This window comes from Proteus sp. G2669 (assembly GCF_009915245.1).
Taxonomy (GTDB): Bacteria; Pseudomonadota; Gammaproteobacteria; order Enterobacterales; family Enterobacteriaceae; genus Proteus.
The window spans coordinates 410836-428580 of the sequence record NZ_JAABLX010000050.1 but is presented as its reverse complement, the minus strand read 5'-3'; the positions used below and the strand labels follow the sequence as shown (position 1 = coordinate 428580).

13 protein-coding genes are annotated in these 17745 nt (G+C 37.7%); 5 read left to right on the top strand and 8 right to left on the bottom strand.

Annotated elements, in window-relative coordinates:
- Window positions 1–29: 29 nt before the first annotated feature.
- Window positions 30–545 carry a SprT family zinc-dependent metalloprotease gene (locus GWI68_RS15885; protein WP_166540904.1) on the bottom strand — a complete coding sequence of 172 codons (516 nt, stop codon included), beginning with the start codon at window positions 543–545 and terminating at the stop codon, window positions 30–32.
- A gap of 105 nt (window positions 546–650) precedes the next feature.
- Here GWI68_RS15885 and GWI68_RS15880 point away from each other — a divergent pair, with 105 nt between their 5' ends.
- The 3 genes from GWI68_RS15880 to GWI68_RS15870 are packed head-to-tail and all read left to right on the top strand — an operon-like array spanning window position 651 to window position 1830.
- A complete protein-coding gene (locus GWI68_RS15880; RefSeq protein WP_036912417.1) occupies window positions 651–974 on the top strand; it encodes a metalloregulator ArsR/SmtB family transcription factor in 324 nt (107 codons plus the stop codon).
- A gap of 3 nt (window positions 975–977) precedes the next feature.
- Window positions 978–1412 (top strand): YeeE/YedE thiosulfate transporter family protein, encoded by a 435-nt coding sequence (locus GWI68_RS15875; protein WP_006533791.1) that lies wholly within the window; start codon window positions 978–980, stop codon window positions 1410–1412.
- 4 nt (window positions 1413–1416) lie between these two features.
- Window positions 1417–1830 carry a DUF6691 family protein gene (locus GWI68_RS15870; protein ID WP_166540903.1) on the top strand — a complete coding sequence of 138 codons (414 nt, stop codon included), beginning with the start codon at window positions 1417–1419 and terminating at the stop codon, window positions 1828–1830.
- Between the two features lie 81 nt (window positions 1831–1911).
- On the opposite strand, the gene bcsC is transcribed toward GWI68_RS15870, so the two are convergent.
- From bcsC to bcsR, 6 genes are read right to left on the bottom strand one after another with little or no spacing between them, the layout of a single operon-like run.
- The gene (bcsC, locus tag GWI68_RS15865) at window positions 1912–4239 is read right to left on the bottom strand and encodes a cellulose synthase complex outer membrane protein BcsC (protein WP_243733418.1); all 2328 of its coding nucleotides are present in this window, start codon (window positions 4237–4239) and stop codon (window positions 1912–1914) included.
- A gap of 6 nt (window positions 4240–4245) precedes the next feature.
- On the bottom strand, window positions 4246–5220 hold the full coding sequence (locus tag GWI68_RS20510; protein WP_243733417.1) for a hypothetical protein: 975 nt from the start codon (window positions 5218–5220) through the stop codon (window positions 4246–4248).
- A gap of 4 nt (window positions 5221–5224) precedes the next feature.
- Window positions 5225–7546: a cellulose biosynthesis cyclic di-GMP-binding regulatory protein BcsB gene (gene bcsB / locus GWI68_RS15860; protein WP_166540902.1), complete on the bottom strand. Its 2322-nt coding sequence runs from the start codon at window positions 7544–7546 to the stop codon at window positions 5225–5227.
- Between the two features lie 59 nt (window positions 7547–7605).
- On the bottom strand, window positions 7606–10191 hold the full coding sequence (gene bcsA, locus GWI68_RS15855) for a UDP-forming cellulose synthase catalytic subunit (protein ID WP_166540901.1): 2586 nt from the start codon (window positions 10189–10191) through the stop codon (window positions 7606–7608).
- A complete protein-coding gene (locus tag GWI68_RS15850) occupies window positions 10191–10928 on the bottom strand; it encodes a cellulose synthase operon protein YhjQ/BcsQ (protein WP_109407485.1) in 738 nt (245 codons plus the stop codon). Before GWI68_RS15850 ends, bcsA begins: the two co-directional genes overlap by 1 nt.
- Before the next feature lie 8 nt (window positions 10929–10936).
- Entirely contained in the window at window positions 10937–11128 is a 192-nt protein-coding gene (gene bcsR / locus GWI68_RS15845) for a cellulose biosynthesis protein BcsR (RefSeq protein WP_166540900.1), read from the bottom strand.
- A gap of 862 nt (window positions 11129–11990) precedes the next feature.
- Between bcsR and bcsG the strand changes: the two genes are divergently transcribed.
- Window positions 11991–13745, top strand: coding sequence for a cellulose biosynthesis protein BcsG (bcsG, locus tag GWI68_RS15840; protein WP_166540899.1), 1755 nt, complete (start codon window positions 11991–11993; stop codon window positions 13743–13745).
- Window positions 13746–13926: 181 nt separating this feature from the next.
- On the opposite strand, the gene metK is transcribed toward bcsG, so the two are convergent.
- Complete coding sequence (gene metK, locus GWI68_RS15835; protein ID WP_109407482.1) at window positions 13927–15081, bottom strand: methionine adenosyltransferase; 1155 nt, start codon at window positions 15079–15081, stop codon at window positions 13927–13929.
- A 690-nt stretch (window positions 15082–15771) separates the two neighbouring features.
- On the opposite strand from metK, the gene speA reads away from it, so the two are divergent.
- Window positions 15772–17679 carry a biosynthetic arginine decarboxylase gene (gene speA, locus GWI68_RS15830; protein ID WP_109407481.1) on the top strand — a complete coding sequence of 636 codons (1908 nt, stop codon included), beginning with the start codon at window positions 15772–15774 and terminating at the stop codon, window positions 17677–17679.
- Window positions 17680–17745: the final 66 nt, after the last annotated feature.

The window sequence follows — 17745 nt, the reverse complement described above, 5'->3', positions numbered from 1 at the left end:
TTTAACTAACACATCGGCTTTATTTTTATCTACACGAGTTCGTGTTCTTTAAATTGCAAAATTGACTGACAATGACGGCAACGATATTGAGTTTCACCACGTAATACCTTGTTATGACGTCGAATTGTAAGCTGATGTTCTTCTTCACATTGGCAAGCATAACGAAAGGTTTTGGCTTTAACGGTACTAACATCAAAATGATGGGTACGTTTAGCCGAAACGCCTAATACTGTTTCCATCATCCATTTCCACTCTTTTCCATGAGGTGCTACGCGACCGAAATGGTGATTAACTAATAAGTGCGCCAGTTCATGAGGAATAACTTCCTCAATAAAATTCTGTTTATTTTCAATCAATAATGTAGGATTAATACGGATTTCCCAATTTGCATAATAGGCACTGCCTGCAATAGTTCCTCTCTGATTATAATGTAGAGTAGGTTCTGGGTAATTTGTATTAAGATAAAGATTAGCCTGCTGCAATTTTTCACGCAGTGTTCGCATAACGCTTTGCACTAAGGCGATGGGGACTCTTACCGTTTTCATGTTACAGAGCATATAGCGCCTTATACAAACACGCAATAAAAAGAAAACTTGCACAATATATAAATTAACATATTATTAAAAAGTATATTGATTATGGAGTTTACCATGACACAACGAGTTCAACCTGATTTATTAGATGCAATGAAATTGGCGGCTAATGAAGCGTCTAGCATGCTTAAGACGCTAGGGAATGGCGATCGCCTCTTATTATTGTGTCAATTAAGTCAGGGCGAAAAAAGTGTGAGTGAATTAGAAGAAAGTTTAGGTATACGTCAACCAACACTTTCTCAACAACTGACTGTTTTACGCAATGAAGGATTAGTGAATACTCGTCGTGATGGGAAACGTATCTTCTATTCTATTGCTGATGAAAAAGTATTAGTGCTTCTTAATACGCTTTATCAGCTTTATTGTCCTATAGCAGGTTAAGTTATGAATATAGATTGGGTTCACTTTACGCCTTTAAGTGCGGCAATAGGTGGACTAATGATAGGTGCGGCTGCCGCTATTTTATTGTTATTTAATGGTCGCATCGCAGGAATAAGTGGAATTTTAGGTGGTATTTTATCAACAAAACAGCAGGGTAATGGTTGGCGTTGGGCATTCTTAATTGGCATGTTAATCGCACCGACACTGTTTTATTTTTTTGATAAACCTTTAGCGCCAGTGATTGAAACATCGCCTTGGATGTTGATTATTGCAGGTGTGCTGGTGGGAGCCGGTACACGTTTAGGTAATGGTTGCACTAGCGGTCATGGTATTTGTGGATTAGCTCGATTATCGCGTCGTTCTATAGTTGCTGTGATAGTGTTTATGGTGACGGCTTTTATCACTGTTTATATTCAGCGTCATGTAATAGGAGGCTAATAAAATGACAAAGTTCGTTGCTTTTCTTTGTGGCCTTCTATTTAGTGCAGGGTTGATCGTGGGTGGGATGAGTAACCCGCAAAAAATCTTAGGATTTTTGGATATTACAGGAAACTGGGATCCTTCTTTATTGATAATCATGGGGGTGGGTCTTGTTGTCAGTATTATTGGCTACCAATTAACACGCCGTAGACAACAAAGCATATTAGCCTGCCCTTTAAATATTCCAACCAATAAGGTTATTGATAAACCTCTCGTATTGGGAAGTGTGTTATTTGGGATTGGCTGGGGATTAGCTGGGATTTGCCCAGGCCCAGGTTTGGTATTAGCGGGTGCGGGATTTTATCAAGGTATTTTATTTGTTCTTGCCATGATTACTGGTTGGTTGTTAGTCGGTTTTTTGCGTAAAGCACCGTAATGGTAATGTAATCTGTCTATATTTGTGGAAATATTAAACGGGAAGCTCTAGGCTTCCCGTTTGTGTCTGACGAGTTGAACATTATTTAAAGTCAGCGTAAGGGATCAGCGGATTCGGTGGTAAATCTAAATCTCCGTTCCAGCCATCAAAAGAATAACGTAAATACATTAATGCATGGCTAGGGGTATAGTTTTTAGCTTGTTGAATATCGATAGCTGCACCGATAAACCAATGCGGTGTAATGCGATGTTCAACTAATGCTCTTGCGGTATAACCAACGCCAGTACCTGAGTCACCTTCATCAACCGCATTGCGCTCTTGATAATAAAGTTTCATCATTTCTTCTCGATCTTCGGGGCTAAGTTCATTCATATAGCGATTAAACTTATCGACGGAGACGAGATTTTGTAAGGGATAGCGTTTTCTGTCATCAGTTTGGGAGTAGGACCAAGAAACAGAACCTGATAATTCCCAAGACCAGTTTTCAGTGCGTTCACGATAATTAATCGGTATTCCCAAAGAAACATATTTTTGAGGGCTATAATAACCACCTTGGCCTAAGGTATAGCCACTTAAATCTTTATCGTAATGCCAAAGCATCGAACTTAATCCTACGGAAACCCGACGATTATTTTCATTGATAACTTTGTAATAGTAGCCGCCCATACCTCGGATACTACTATTATCTTCAACGTTTTTACCAGTGAGTTTATCAACAGAAACCTCCCCCCAATAACCGTCTTTTCCACCAAGATCATAACTTCCACTCAAACGGATACCGGTTCTTCTTACCCCCCCCCACGTTTGGTTTGTCCAAATATCTCTTTGCCCACCAAAAGCAAGTAAAGAGCTATTAACCGGGCGACGATGAATATCAAGTGTCCAACCAACATTAAAAAGATCATGACTATAGGCAATTTTACCAACCCAGTCTGTCACTTCAAAACCTAATGGTGTTGTACCCAGATCCCACTGCCATTGTTCATTTTCCCAACCAATTGCAGGACTGACACCGAAGGCTTTTTGCTCTAGAGGAAAGCAGCCTGTACGGTAACAAGTTCCAAATTTAGAGTCATAAGGTGATGTGCCAAGTTTACCACTGTTGAGATTGACTAAATCTGCCCGCCAAAAAAAACGGCCATCATAAACAGGATGATCAAGTTGTAACATCGTAGTGTGAGCACGTAATTTTGAATAGCCTTCACTTCCACTAGAGCCCCAATAATCATGTTCCAGTGTAAAACGCCATTCTTGCTGGCGATAGAGTGATTCTGCATCGGCACGTAAGCTTCGAGATAACCAATTATCTTTTTCGTCATTACGCATTAATGTGGTGTATTCAATATTATCGTTGGGCAATCTATCTGTTATTCCGTCTTTGATCATGGCTTGTTGATAATAATAGTGGGCTTGTTGACGGTGTTGTCCATCACGCTGAAAACGTGCAATATCGCGTAACACTAATGCATCAGCACTATCCGGCTCTTTTTCGATTTGTTGCGTTAAATACGCAAAGTAATGTTGTGCTTTTTCTGTATTACCCACCTCTTTTTCTGCATTAGCAACGCGCCTAAGAGAATTGCTATTAAATTGGTTGGGTGAAAGGGTTTCAATTTTAGCAAGATAATATTTTGCCTGTGCTTTCTTCCCTTGCTCTAAGGCAATATCGGTCGCGCCTAATAATGCAGTTTCATTGTTGGGCTCTAAATTGAGTGCGGTATGATAATAACTTAAGGCTTGTTCAAGGTTATTTCGTTCTTCAGCCCAATTGGCTAATAGTAAATAAGTCTGTATTTTTTGCTCTGGTGGAATATGAGCAAAAAGATAATCAACGGCTTGTTGTTCTTGTCCTTTTGCACGTAGAGACTCAGCATGTGCAAATATTTCACCAGAACGTAATCGGCTATCTAACGCTTTCATACTTTCACTACGTTGAGATAAAGGGATCATTTTTAGCGTATCAAGAGCCTGTGTTTCTCGGCCTGTTTTGTTCAGGTATAGCGCATAAGCATAAAGGCGAGATGCGTCATTAGGGAGACGACGATTTAATTGATTAAAATATTCTTCGGCAACAGTGGTTTGTTGTGTCATTAATAAATCATCAGCAAGACGATAAATATTCCAAACATCATTAGGATAATCTTTAGCGATCGCCTTGCGTTTTTCAATGGCACTTAGATATTGCTCTTTATGCTCATCATCGGCAGCTAAATCTTGTCTGATACCTGAAATGATATAACTATAATCTTCCGCTAAATTTTTATATTGTCTTGGCGTTAAATGGGAAATAAATTGTTGTGCCTTTTCATGGAACTGTTGGCGATAAAGCTTCGCTAAGCTATGTAAAGTGGCAGGATGATTGGGTTGATATTTTAATGCCTGTAAATAATGTTTTTCCGCTATCTCCAATTGGCGTTATGCGACAGCGATATCACCTAAGCCAAGATAAGGTTCACTTTCATAAGGGCTTAATTTATTAAGTTGATTGAAATAGCGCTCAGCTGTTTCATAATCTTGTTTTAATAGGGCATCATCTGCTTTTGAAAGCAAATACCAATATTGATTAGACTGCAACATTGTTCGCCATTGACCACTATTATCATGATTTGGCGCTAATTTTAACGCCTGAGAAAGATAATAAATTGCTGCACCACGTTGATTAGCACGAGAATAGCGTATCCCCAAGGCACCTACAATATCAGCATTATCAGGCTGCTGGCGTACTTTTTGCTTCAATGTAACGAGAGGCAATGACGAAACATCAGATTTAGGCTTTATGCTTGCCATACTACTTGTTGTTGCCATCGTTGTTTGTTGCTGATAAATACTCGCTATTTTTGCATTTTGAGAGTATTGACGATAAACCTGATTGAGTCGCTCTATTTTATCCTCGTGTGAGGATTGCATTAGCACTTGGATATACTCTAGTGCTAAGGTTTCATCAGGTGGCATTCCCCGATAGATTTCATCGTATAAAGTTAAGGCATCATCATAACGCCCAGCGGTGCGATAAAGCTGGGCTCTTTGTAGTTTTTGCCGATTTTCATCTGTTGTTAATGATAACGTTTTTATTGCACGCTGATATTGCTCTGATTGTGGAAATTGAGTGCCTAATTGAGTAAATAACAGTTGTGTTTTTGCACTGTCTTTCTGTTTTACAGCAAACTGAATTTGCATTAATAGGATATTAGGATCATTGGGTTTAATTAAAGATAAACGATGTAGCGATTGAGCCACTAAAGCTTCATTTCCTGTGGATGTCCCTAATCTCACTTGCTCTTGCAAAAAGGCTTCAGTTGTTTCTTCACTGGCTTGTGTGACAGGCAAGAAGCCTGTCAGCACAAAGAGAGCAATAATAGATTGTCGATGCGAGTGACCAAAATGCCACATAGCCTTAGTCCTTAGCCGCTAAACGACGTTGGCTTCTTATTTTCATTGCTCGCCAAATAAGAAGAGAGACAAGAATAATACCGATGATTGCCGCTAAACCAAGCCAGATTGGGTGAGAAGCAAAGACATACCAAACTTCCTCCCACCAAGGTAAGTAACCTACGTAATATGTATCACCAACACGTAAGCTATTAACGCCAGATTCTCTGACTAATACCACGGAGCCATGCATTGCATCACGTTTACCGCTATCACTGATAGCTTCATTTAATAGCTTGTAACCTTGGGTACTGTCAGCTAACAGCGCGACTACGCTACGTTGTGAAAAGAACGGTGATTGGAATCCGATAATGGCGCCCATTGATCCCTTAGAGGTCAATGAGATCCGACTATCAGGACGTTTATCTGTCGGTTGATAGCTTGTATGACTAAATATACTGATCTCACGAGAAGGCAATGTAATTTCACTACGTGCCTTATCAATCAATACGTTCATCTGTTTGTCATTATTTAATGCGGGTGGAATAGTCCCAATGAGGAGTAGGTCGGCATCCCTTTTTTGCAGCTCTTCTAATGAATCAGTTAGTGAAACATTAAGCGCTGGGTAGCCTGTTTGAGCACCAATATTCCCTGTAGAGATCAAAAGAGTCGATAACTGCGTCGGTGACGGTTGCTGATTGACAAAAATTAGTGTTTCAGAAAGGTCGGCATAACGGCTAAACGGGAAGCCTGCGTGGCTGTAAACACGTAAATCAGGTAAGGCAATATAATGTCGATAATCACCTGTAAAATTAAAACTGGATAAATCATCAATAGCAACAGCGTTTGGAACGGGTTGATAAGTAATACACTGGTCAGCTGAACCTCCCGGTATTGGATTAGTGTAATCAAATGCAAATGTAATTTGGTTACGTTCACCTAATTTTACTGCAGGGATATTCAATAAATTTTTATGCTCAATCCAACCTTGAATAAGCGGTAAATAAGCAATGACAAGATTGTCTTTTTTATCTTTTTCGAGAGGATAGGACTTAATAAAATGGTCATTTACTGAAATAGACATACGAGAATTATCTTGAAATGCAGGTGCGGTATAGCGATAACGCAATTGCATTTGTAATCCCGTATTATTAAACATAAAGAGATCAGGTGGTAAGGTCATATTTAACGTAATCGGATTAGGTTTTAATCCCCGTGATTGCAGTTGACCTTCATAATCTTGTAACGTATTAAAATAAATAGGTTTATTTAATTGTACCCATTTTGGTGCATCATAAGGCTCGCGAGGGATAAGCTTTTCTACTTCATTGATAGTGACAACATTTCCTCTAAAAATAACTTGCCCACGAGCGATGCCATTTACAGCAGTGATCAAATCATTATCATCACGTCCCATAATAAGAAGTAATTTGATATAAGGATTTGTTGGATGTGTCAGCATCTCGATAGTGGGAGCATTAACATCAGCATGCTGTTTTAAAAATTCAGGTTTTTGTTTATTGGTCGCAAAAACAATACTGTGTTGATTTGGTAATGCATCGTAATACACAGGATAATTTTGCTGACGCCAATCGACTTGAGTACCAAACCAAGAGGTGAGTATTGCAGCCGCTTTTTGTTGAGTGAGGTTAGGTGATTGGCTGAAAACCATCGGTAGAGTTATTGAACCGAAATCACGACTATCAAAGAATGGCTCAGGAAAATGCGCTAATTCATTACTTAAACGGAGTGACTGAAAGGTCAGATTTAATTGACTACTTTTACTGACGTCAAGCCAAAGCGTAGTATTGGCTTGGTTTTCACAAATTTCACGATAGTGACCAATAAAAGAGAGTTTTATATGGTTAAAATCTTGAATGAAAAGTGGATCAATCGGTAGGGTAATCTGATTTTTCTTACCTAAATCTTCTGGTTTTAGAGTAATAACCCCCATCATTTCATCGTTTAAATAGACATTAAGATGAGACTCGACAGGAAGTAACGACGGCGAAGGAGTGAATTCTAAATCTAGGGTCGCCTTTGAAACATATTCATCACTCCGTACACCGAATTCTAAATAGCCATCTGGGCTGACTCCGGTTAAATGAATAGCGCCATAGCTAGGGGCTGTATTTGCAAATTTTAGTATTTTTTGACGTACAGAAGGTGTTATATCACCAGATGACAATGGTGTATTTGCTGGCTCTGCTTGAGAAATAACTTCAGATGTTGCTTCAGTTATTGTGACCGGTGGCACTGAAGTATTCGTTTGCACTTCTTGCGTTTCATCTCCATGAACTGAAGAAGTCAGCATAAATAAGGCAAGTATGAGAAAACGTTTTTTCATTATTGTTACCCAATGATCTTATTGTTTATTAATAAATTCCCAAAAAACGGAGTTTTCCTTTAAGACTGATGCAATATTTTTGAAACATTAACGTGTTGAGGGAGTAAAGATGAAAGCCACAGCAAAAAGAGGCCAAGTAGACGGAAAGTGGCATAAATAAAGTAAGGTGCTCGTTTTAACAAGGTGTTATAGCCTTGCATGCTGATGAAAATAATATTTTTTAGACTATTTAAAGGTTTATCTACAGGAAGATCGTGTTGCCAATCAGCCCAAGTATCAGCTCTATCAAAGGTACAAGCTGTAAAATCAATGGCTTTTTGCGTGGTCATTTCAAGTAGTTGCAACCCAATAATTTGTCCATCTATACGTGAAATATTGGCTTTAAAAGCATGCTCTCGCTGATTTTGGCTCAACAGTAGCGTGATATTTTCATTTTGAGGTAAAGAGAGAGTGACATTATCAGGCAATAAAATAGCGCAGCTATTATCAGAGAAATCATAGAGATAGCATCTGTAGAGAGCTCCGTTGTTTAACAACAACATAGCCGGAACCTTGACTCTAACGCGAGGGAAACGGCGTTGTTGTTTGGTTTCAACAGAAACGGCAATTGCAACACCTAGTAAGACAAGGTTATAGCAAACCCATAATAAACACATGACAGCCGCCCAAACTTCGTCAGGATCGCCAGTTGCTATACGCCAAAAAGCAAATAAAATGCCCAATAAATTGAGATTGAAAAAGATTAAGTAAGGGCGGTTAATATTCCAATCAACAAACCCTTCTTCCATCACTCCGCCTTTTTCAGTGACGTTGAATTTGCCTTTATATGGGGAAAATAGTGTGCTTAATACAGGTCTAGTGGTGTACCACGCTAAAATTGTTTCATAGACCTCACCCCAAAATGAGTGGCGATAAGCACCTTGTAATTTCGCACTTGCCAGAGATATGTGGATCAAATATGGCACAACGTATAAGGCGATAGCGATAGCAGGCGCATAAATGATATAGGCGTGAAAAATAAGAAATGTCAGAGGGGCTAATAAGAAAATCATACGAGGAATGCCTGAGAAAAAATGCAACATGGCATTTAAATAACAGAGGCGTTGAGGAATGCTCAGTCCTTTACCGAATAGAGGATTATCGAGGCGAAATATTTGTACCATACCTTTTGCCCATCGAATACGTTGCCCTATATGTGCTGATAATGATTCAGTTGCTAGCCCAGCAGCTTGTGGTATACGGATATAGGCAGATCGCCAACCATGGCGATGTAAACGTAATGAGGTATGCGCATCTTCGGTGACAGTTTCAACAGCAATACCGCCAATTTCATCTAGTGCTGTGCGGCGTATAACTGCGCAAGAGCCACAGAAAAATGCCGCATTCCAAGTATCATTTCCATCTTGAACTAAACCATAAAATAGTGTGCCTTCATTTGGTGTTTCACGGAAATTGCCTAAGTTACGTTCAAATGGATCGGGTGAGAAAAAATGGTGAGGTGTTTGTACTAATGCCATTTTTTCGTCTTTTAAAAACCAACCCATCGTAAATTGTAAAAATGAACGTGTTGGAATATGGTCACAGTCAAAGATAGCGACAAACTCACCTGTTGCGTGTGTTAATGCATGATTGATATTACCTGCTTTGGCAAAGTCATGTTTTTCACGTGCGATATAACGAATACCCACTTCTTGTGCAAATGCTTTAAATTCAGGGCGATTACCATCATCAAGTAGATAAATAGAGAGTTTATCTTTAGGCCAATCTAAATTTAAGCTGGCATAAATAGTGGGTTTAACCACTTGCAGATCTTCGTTATAGGTGGGGATAAAAATATCGACACTTTGCCATTTTGTAATATCTTCAGGCATAGAAACAGGGTTTCTATGCAGTGGCCAAATACATTGCATAAAGCTGAGAAATAGCACACACCATGCGTAAGTTTCAGCAAGTAACAGCAGTAAACCGCAAAAAAGACTAAAATTATCAACCCAATACAGCGTAGATTGATAACGCCACCAGATATATCGACATGCAATGGTGAGTGCCAACATAATCATGGCAATGGAGGCAAAGCGACCAGGGATCTCACGGATCGCTAAAGCTACTAACCAAAGAACAATGACAAAAACAAATTGGAAAGTGAGATCAAATGGTTGGGTAATACTCAGTAAAATAAAGAAAATAGCTAAAACAGCAATGGCAGAGTAAAGCAGATATTGCCAAATGGGGGTGTTTTTTTTCTTGTGTTGAATGATTTCAATTGCAATAGGTGAAACCTGAACAAAGAATTTTTTGTATAGATTTCGAATATGGGAAATAAACTGAGTTGGTTTCTTTACCAATAAATATCCAATGTAATGACATGTTAGCCAAATACTTTGTAATAAATAGCGTAAGGGATCGAAAATTTTAGGGCAACGAGGGTTAATATGAGGAAATAACTCACGCTGTTTTCTAGCTATTTTTCGCCAAAAAGGTGATTCCATCCGTAAAAAAATCCACATAATGCCGATAAATAGCTCGTTAACAATGGCTGCACTACGAGAGGCTCCGTTATGGCGATAGAATTTGTAATAACGAATAAGAATGTGTTGTGGCACATTCTTTTCTGTTTTTTGCTTGGCATCGAAAGATGATGGCATTATGGCTGTCCTTCTTTCCTCTCTAATAACGGAATACACCATTGGGTTAGTTGTGTAATTTCTTCAACTAACATGCAATTGGCTCGATAATCATATAAAGGTAAACGTGAGGCACAGGCTTCTAATGACGCCTCATCTCGATGAAGAACCATTGGGCATAAGGGAAAAGAAGTAGTTTGCCAAAATTGATAAAAATCTTGGTGAACTTGGCTAGTTGCTCGAAATTGATTAATGAGTATGTACTCATTTTTACTAAATTCATGTTGATTTAGGCGGATATGGCAGTTGCTTTCAGCCATTGCAACAGTGAAAAAAATAGCTGCTTTTTCTATCCAAGGGGTAAATAACGTATCTTGTGTATGTTGCAAGTCCATTAAAATAATGGCGTCTGGATGCAGTTGAATAAAGGATGATAAAAAGTGATTGAAATGCTGTTTTGCTGAAAATGATAACTGTAAGAGTAAATTATCCTTCGTGTTAACCAAACCAAAGGGTAAAACTTGATAGTGTGATCGATAGCTAAAAAGACACTCCTCTATAGGGGTTTGTGCCAATAATGCCTGACTTAATGTGGTCATTTCTTGCTGTGCAGGGAAATAAAAAGACAAAATACTTTCAGTGCAATTATCAATAATAAGCACTTTTTTATTTTGTTGGTTAAATTGCCGAGCAAGAGCAATTGCAGTGGATGTTGTACCCACTCCGCCTCGTATCCCTTTTAATACAATAAGTGGCATAGTTAGCCTCATTTAGTCATGTAATGAAATGCATTGAGTAATGGCCATCGATAAATAAGCACACTATTTTCTTCTTCTTTATTAATATCCTGATAGTGATAGTTATTTAATGAAAATAATTTTTTTAATTTATCGATGTCCTTATTTAGATTATTTTTTTCTATTTTTATATTTGAGTTAATAAAAGTTTCATTTTTCATATTAATAACCTCTAGATAAAAACAAAATAAATCCTTTCCAGGATTAAATTCCCGGCAAAAGAATGTTTAATTAATCTTGTTTACTAATTATTTAAAACTTCCATTTTAGAATATGCTTTAAAAATAATTATTTCAATTACGTAAAAATACATAAAATAGATATTTATTATCTTTTTTATGTAATGGGTGGTTATTGGTTTTTCTTTTTAATTTATATTTTGTTTTTTTAATAATTGACTTTTCAAATAATGAACAAATGAGTTTAACTGCAAAATAAGGCAAAGAAAAAGAATTGTAAATTGCCTGTTTATAACAATATATTAAATTATTTAATTATGATGTTCATTATTGTATATTGATCTTAATCATTTTTAATCAAAAAGTTATTATTAGATAGTCACTTTTTGATTATTTATGTTTTTATATTAAGTGAATTATTTATTTATCGTAGTTGGTGTTTTTAAATTGTTATTAATTGTTATTTATCTGTTGTTTATTTTGTTTTTGTTTAGAAATATAAAAATAAGATAACTCTGTGTTTTATTAATTAATGAAAATAATGCACCATTTTTAAAAATAGTGGCTATTATATAAATAGAAGCTTGAGTATTTTCTTTTAATACCGACTTAAATAAGTTGGTTTTTATTATTATCTTTATTTTTATATAAGAGGCCAGTATCCGTCTGGTTAATTTCTTTTTTGTTTTTTTTATTTAAGGGTTTTTACTAAGTGGTTAAATAAATATTCTCTTATATCTTTATTTAGTAGTTAATTTAATATCAGAAGTAATAAAAAGACAGATATGAATCATCATATAACTGTCGAGTTGGATTTATTTATACTAATAAGTAGGAAATCAAAATGAACAAGTCTAATTCAACCCAATTCGATTTTTTACATTACTGGCATGGGTTGGGAGCATGGAATTTCTATTTTTTACTAAAGTTTGTTTTACTTTGGTATGGTTATTTAAATTTTGATGCTTTTAGTAATCTACTTTTCCTCGCATTTTTATTGTTTCCATTACCTAAAAACATTTGGCATAAAATGCGCAATTGGATTGCTATCCCTATCGGAGCCATTTTATTTTATCATGATACATGGTTGCCCAGCTTTTCAACGGTATTAGCGCAAGGTGGGCAACTTAAACAGTTTTCGTTTGATTATCTTGTTGAATTATCAGTTAATTTTATCAACATTAAAATGATCGGTGTTGCCTTTATTTTGCTGGTGGCTTACCTGTTTATTGAGCAGTGGGTAAGGGTTTCTGTCTTTATCATTGCGGGGGTCCTTTGGTTAAATATTGGAGGGTTTACCCATTTTTCGCAAGGTATGGTACCTGCTGTTTCAGCCAATAGCTTTACCCAAGAAAATAGTGTCAATAATGAGATAAGTAGTGAAAGAGCCAGTGAAATTGAAGTGTTACCCGCAACTGTTGGATCTCCAGCTGTGACGCCTGTAGCGCCTGAAGTTATTACGAAACCTGTAGAACAAACAGTAATGGGAACACTTTATCCTCCCCAAAAACATCAGTTTAATAATAAAGTATTAGATGATTGGTTAACTCAATTTTATAGCTATGAGAAAAAACGTATAACGCCATTCCCAGTGCAGTTGTCTGCAGATGCTCAACCTTTTGATATCTTAATTATTAATATTTGTTCACTTTCAACAGCGGATGCCGCAGCTGTAGGGCTACAAGAGCATCCTATTTGGGGAAATTTTGATGTGCTATTTAGTCACTTTAATACCGTATCTTCTTATAGTGGCCCTGCATCACTAAGATTATTACGTGCTAGTTGTGGTCAAACTCACCATTCTGATTTATATGATCCGACCGATACACAATGCTTGTTAATGGACAATTTATCTTCGTTAGGTTTTGCAAAGAAATTGGTGCTCGATCATAACGGGAAGTTTGGCAATTATCTTCAAGAAGTTCAGCAACTTGGTAATCTTAATATCGCCTTACAAGATCAAGAGAATCTTTCTCATCAAATAACGGCCTTTGACGGCACTAAAATTTATAACGACAAAGAGACGTTGATGCGTTGGTTGCAAGGACGTGAACAATCAAATGAGAGTCGTAGTGTGACGTTTGTGAATTTAGTGTCATTACATGATGGTAATCGTTTTGTAGGGGAAAATAACACCGCTGATTACGGTAAGCGAGCCAGCACTTTATTAGACAGTTTAGATAACTTTATGAATGAGTTAGATAAAAAAGGAAGAAAAGTGATGGTAGTCATTGTGCCGGAACATGGCGCCGCTTTACTAGGTGATAAAACACAGATGTCAGGTTTAAGAGACATTCCTAGTCAAAGTATTACCACAGTACCTGTCGGTATTCGTTTTACAGGGATCAAAGATAGAGCACAATTTTATCCACCTGTGATTGTTGAAGAGCCAAGTAGCTATTTGGCCTTGTCTGAATTTATCTCTCGTAATGTGAATGGTGATGTTTTTAATCAATCTTCTATCGATTGGAATGCATTAGCCAGCGGATTACCTCAAACAGCCAATGTTGCAGAAAACCAAGCTACCATTGTGGTTGATTATCAAGGTCAGTCTTATATCAAGTTAAATGGAGGTGAGTGGATTAATTATCCTAACTAACTTGTTATAGAAAATCATTTCATTATAAGTCTATGTTCTCGTTTTCTCCTTTTGAGATCCCCGTGTTGATTGCGGGGTTTTTTTTATAGATTTAGAAATAAAATGAAGAACAATAAAAAACCACATCTCAAAAGATGTGGTTTTATCAAATAGTCAATAGCGTGATGTTAATAGCAGAGGATTATTTTAAACCCGCAGCTTCACGTAAGATTTCTGCTTTATCTGTTGCTTCCCAAGGGAATTCAGGGCGACCAAAATGGCCATAAGCCGCTGTTTTTTGGTAGATTGGGTGCAGTAAATCTAGCATTTGAATTAATCCATAAGGACGTAAATCAAAGAATTCACGTACTAACAGAATAAGTTGTGCTGTTGGGACTTTTTCAGTACCAAATGTTTCTACCATAATTGATGTTGGCTCTGCCACACCGATTGCATAAGAAACTTGAATTTCACAACGATCTGCTAAACCAGCAGCAACGATATTTTTAGCAACGTAACGTGCTGCATAAGCTGCTGAACGGTCTACTTTCGATGGATCTTTACCAGAGAAAGCACCACCACCGTGACGGGCCATACCGCCGTAAGTATCGACAATGATTTTACGACCTGTTAAACCACAGTCACCCATTGGGCCACCGATAACAAAACGACCCGTTGGGTTGATGAAGTATTTAGTTTGCTCATTTAACCATTCTGCTGGCAGAACAGGTTTAATGATCTCTTCCATCACCGCTTCATGCAGGTCTTTTTGTGAAATATCTTCAGAATGCTGAGTTGATAATACAACCGCATCAATACCAACAACTTTATTGTTGTCGTATTGGAGGGTAACTTGGCTTTTCGCATCAGGGCGTAACCAAGGTAAAGTGCCACTTTTACGTACTTGTGCTTGACGCTGAACTAAGCGGTGAGCATAAGTAATTGGTGCTGGCATTAATACGTCAGTTTCATTTGTTGCATAACCAAACATTAAACCTTGGTCACCAGCACCTTGTTCTAAAGGATCAGCTCGGTCAACACCTTGGTTGATATCTGGTGATTGTTTACCAATCGCACTGATAACTGCGCAGGAATTAGCATCAAAGCCCATATCGGAACTGGTATAACCGATTTCACGAACGGTATTACGTGTAATTTCTTCGATATCGACCCAAGCTTTGGTGGTAATTTCTCCGCCTACCATAACCATGCCTGTCTTAACGTAAGTTTCGCAGGCAACGCGTGCTTTTGGATCTTGTTCTAAAATTGCATCCAGAACAGCATCAGAAATTTGATCTGCAATTTTATCTGGATGACCTTCTGAGACTGATTCAGAAGTAAATAGGTGTGTAGTCATTATATCTCGTTACCTTAATACAAACGGTTTAAGGATGGATGTTTTAACATCTAGACGTCTATTTTATGACTCTTCTCTCTTTAATTCCAGCTTTTTTTAATCAAATATAGGGATAAAATAGAATCAAACAGTTAATCTTGTTTTTTATTGTGTGCTATTTTCTGATGATAAAAGATCGAAAATAAGAAAAAAAAGGTTTTTGTGCATTTTGCTTTTGCATTTTATGTTAACTACAGGTATAAACTCGCGGTTACTGTGAAATCTGAACACAGTGTAAACCGCAGAATTTCTAATTCTGTTTCTCTGTTAGGGAAATGGCTTATAGGTTTAAGCCATGTGTGGAGTGAATGGGTAATGATCCATTGTCTACAGGTTAGTCTTTTCAAAAACCAAAACAGCACTCGTCAATACTATACACGTAGTATATCTAGAGTGATTTCCTCTCTGAGCTCTTTATCTTTAGAGCGAAGTTGTCTGTTACTTGCCAATAGGTGATTGTGTTAACTCGTTATAGGTTAACTCAAGAACTTTCTACTATTATGTCCGGCGAATAGCTGGATAATCATATAAAAATATATAGTGAGTCATTACTTCTAACTGTTATTTATCAGTCGTTTCAGATTTTCAATAAATTATTGACTACTATAGTGACAGGCAAGGTATAAACTCATACTCCCTAAGGAGAATGTCATGAATGATAACATCGCTCGTAAGATGCAGCAGACCTATAATATTGCATATTGGGGTGGCGGTTACTATTTAGCGAACAATCGGGGAAATATTAGCGTTTGCCCTAATCCTGATGTTCCTGATGCCACTTTTGATTTAACTGAATTGGTTAAACGGGTTCAAGAAGAGCAATCACATCTGCGCTTACCTGCACTTTTTTGTTTTCCTCAAATTCTACAGCATCGCTTACGTTCGATTAATGCGGCGTTTCATCGTGCGCGTGAATCTTATGGTTATAAAGGTGACTATTTTTTAGTTTACCCAATCAAAGTTAACCAACAACGCCGTGTTATTGAGTCATTAGTCAATGCAGGAGAGCCTTTAGGTTTAGAAGCTGGTTCTAAAGCTGAATTAATGGCCGTGCTTGCTCATGCCAATATGACAAGCTCTGTGATTGTGTGTAATGGTTATAAAGATCGTGAGTATATTCGCTTAGCACTCACAGGCGAAAAGCTTGGGCATAAAGTTTTCTTAGTGATTGAGAAAATGTCTGAGATAAAAATGGTACTTGAAGAAGCTGAACGTTTAGAGGTTATTCCTCGTTTAGGCGTTCGCGCTCGTCTTGCTTCTCAAGGATCAGGCAAATGGCAGGCAAGTGGTGGTGAAAAATCAAAATTTGGTTTAGCTGCGACACAAGTTCTGCAATTAATTGATATGTTACGTCAAGCTGATCGCTTAGAGAGTCTGCAATTACTGCATTTCCATTTAGGCTCTCAGATGGCGAATATCCGTGATATCGCAACCGGTGTTCGTGAGTCTGCTCGTTTCTATGTTGAGTTGCACAAATTAGGCGTGAATATTCAATATTTTGATGTGGGTGGCGGGCTAGGTGTGGACTATGAAGGCACTCGTTCACAATCTGATTGCTCGGTTAACTATGGCCTTAATGAATATGCAAATAATGTTATTTGGGCAATTGGTGATGCGTGTGATGAAAATGATTTACCACATCCAACCGTAATTACCGAATCAGGCCGTGCGTTAACTGCACATCATACCGTATTGATTTCTAATGTCATTGGTGTTGAGCGTAATGAATTTACCGCGATTACGCCACCGGAGGAAGATGCAGCGAGACCAATCGCTAGCCTTTGGGAAACATGGGAAGAGATGCAAACCAAAGGGCATAGTCGTTCATTACGTGAATGGTTGCATGATAGCCAATTAGACTTGCATGATGTGCATACTCAATATGTTCATGGCATGTTAAGCCTGACAGAGCGTGCATGGGCAGAAGAGTTATATTTAAATATCTGTCGTCGTATCCAATATGATTTAGATCCAAGTAATCGTGCTCATCGCCCGATTATCGATGAGTTACAAGAACGTATGTCAGATAAGTTCTATGTTAACTTCTCATTATTCCAATCTTTGCCTGATGCATGGGGTATTGATCAATTATTTCCTGTATTACCGATTGAAGGGTTAGATAAACCACTGGATCGTCGTGCGGTACTACTCGATATTACGTGTGACTCAGATGGTATTATTGACCATTATGTTGATGGTGATGGCGTTGAAACAACGATGCCTATGCCAGCTTATGATCCTGAATACCCGCCTATGATTGGCTTCTTTATGGTTGGGGCTTATCAGGAAATTTTAGGCAATATGCATAATTTATTTGGTGATACTGCTGCTGTTGACGTTTATCTTGATGAAAAAGGTAATCTTACTTACGTCCAAAGCGAAGAGGGCGATACCGTTGCCGATATGCTTCAGTACGTTAAGTTAAATCCAACGGTGTTGTTAGATCGTTTCCGTACCCAAGTAAAAAATGCACAGTTAGATGAAGCGTTGCAAGAACAATTCCTGACTGAATTTGAAAGTGGCTTATACGGTTATACGTATCTGGAAGAAGAAGAGTAATTCTTAATTTTCCAATGCAGGAGTGATGTTATTAAACATCACTCTTTATCTATCATATTGATTTGT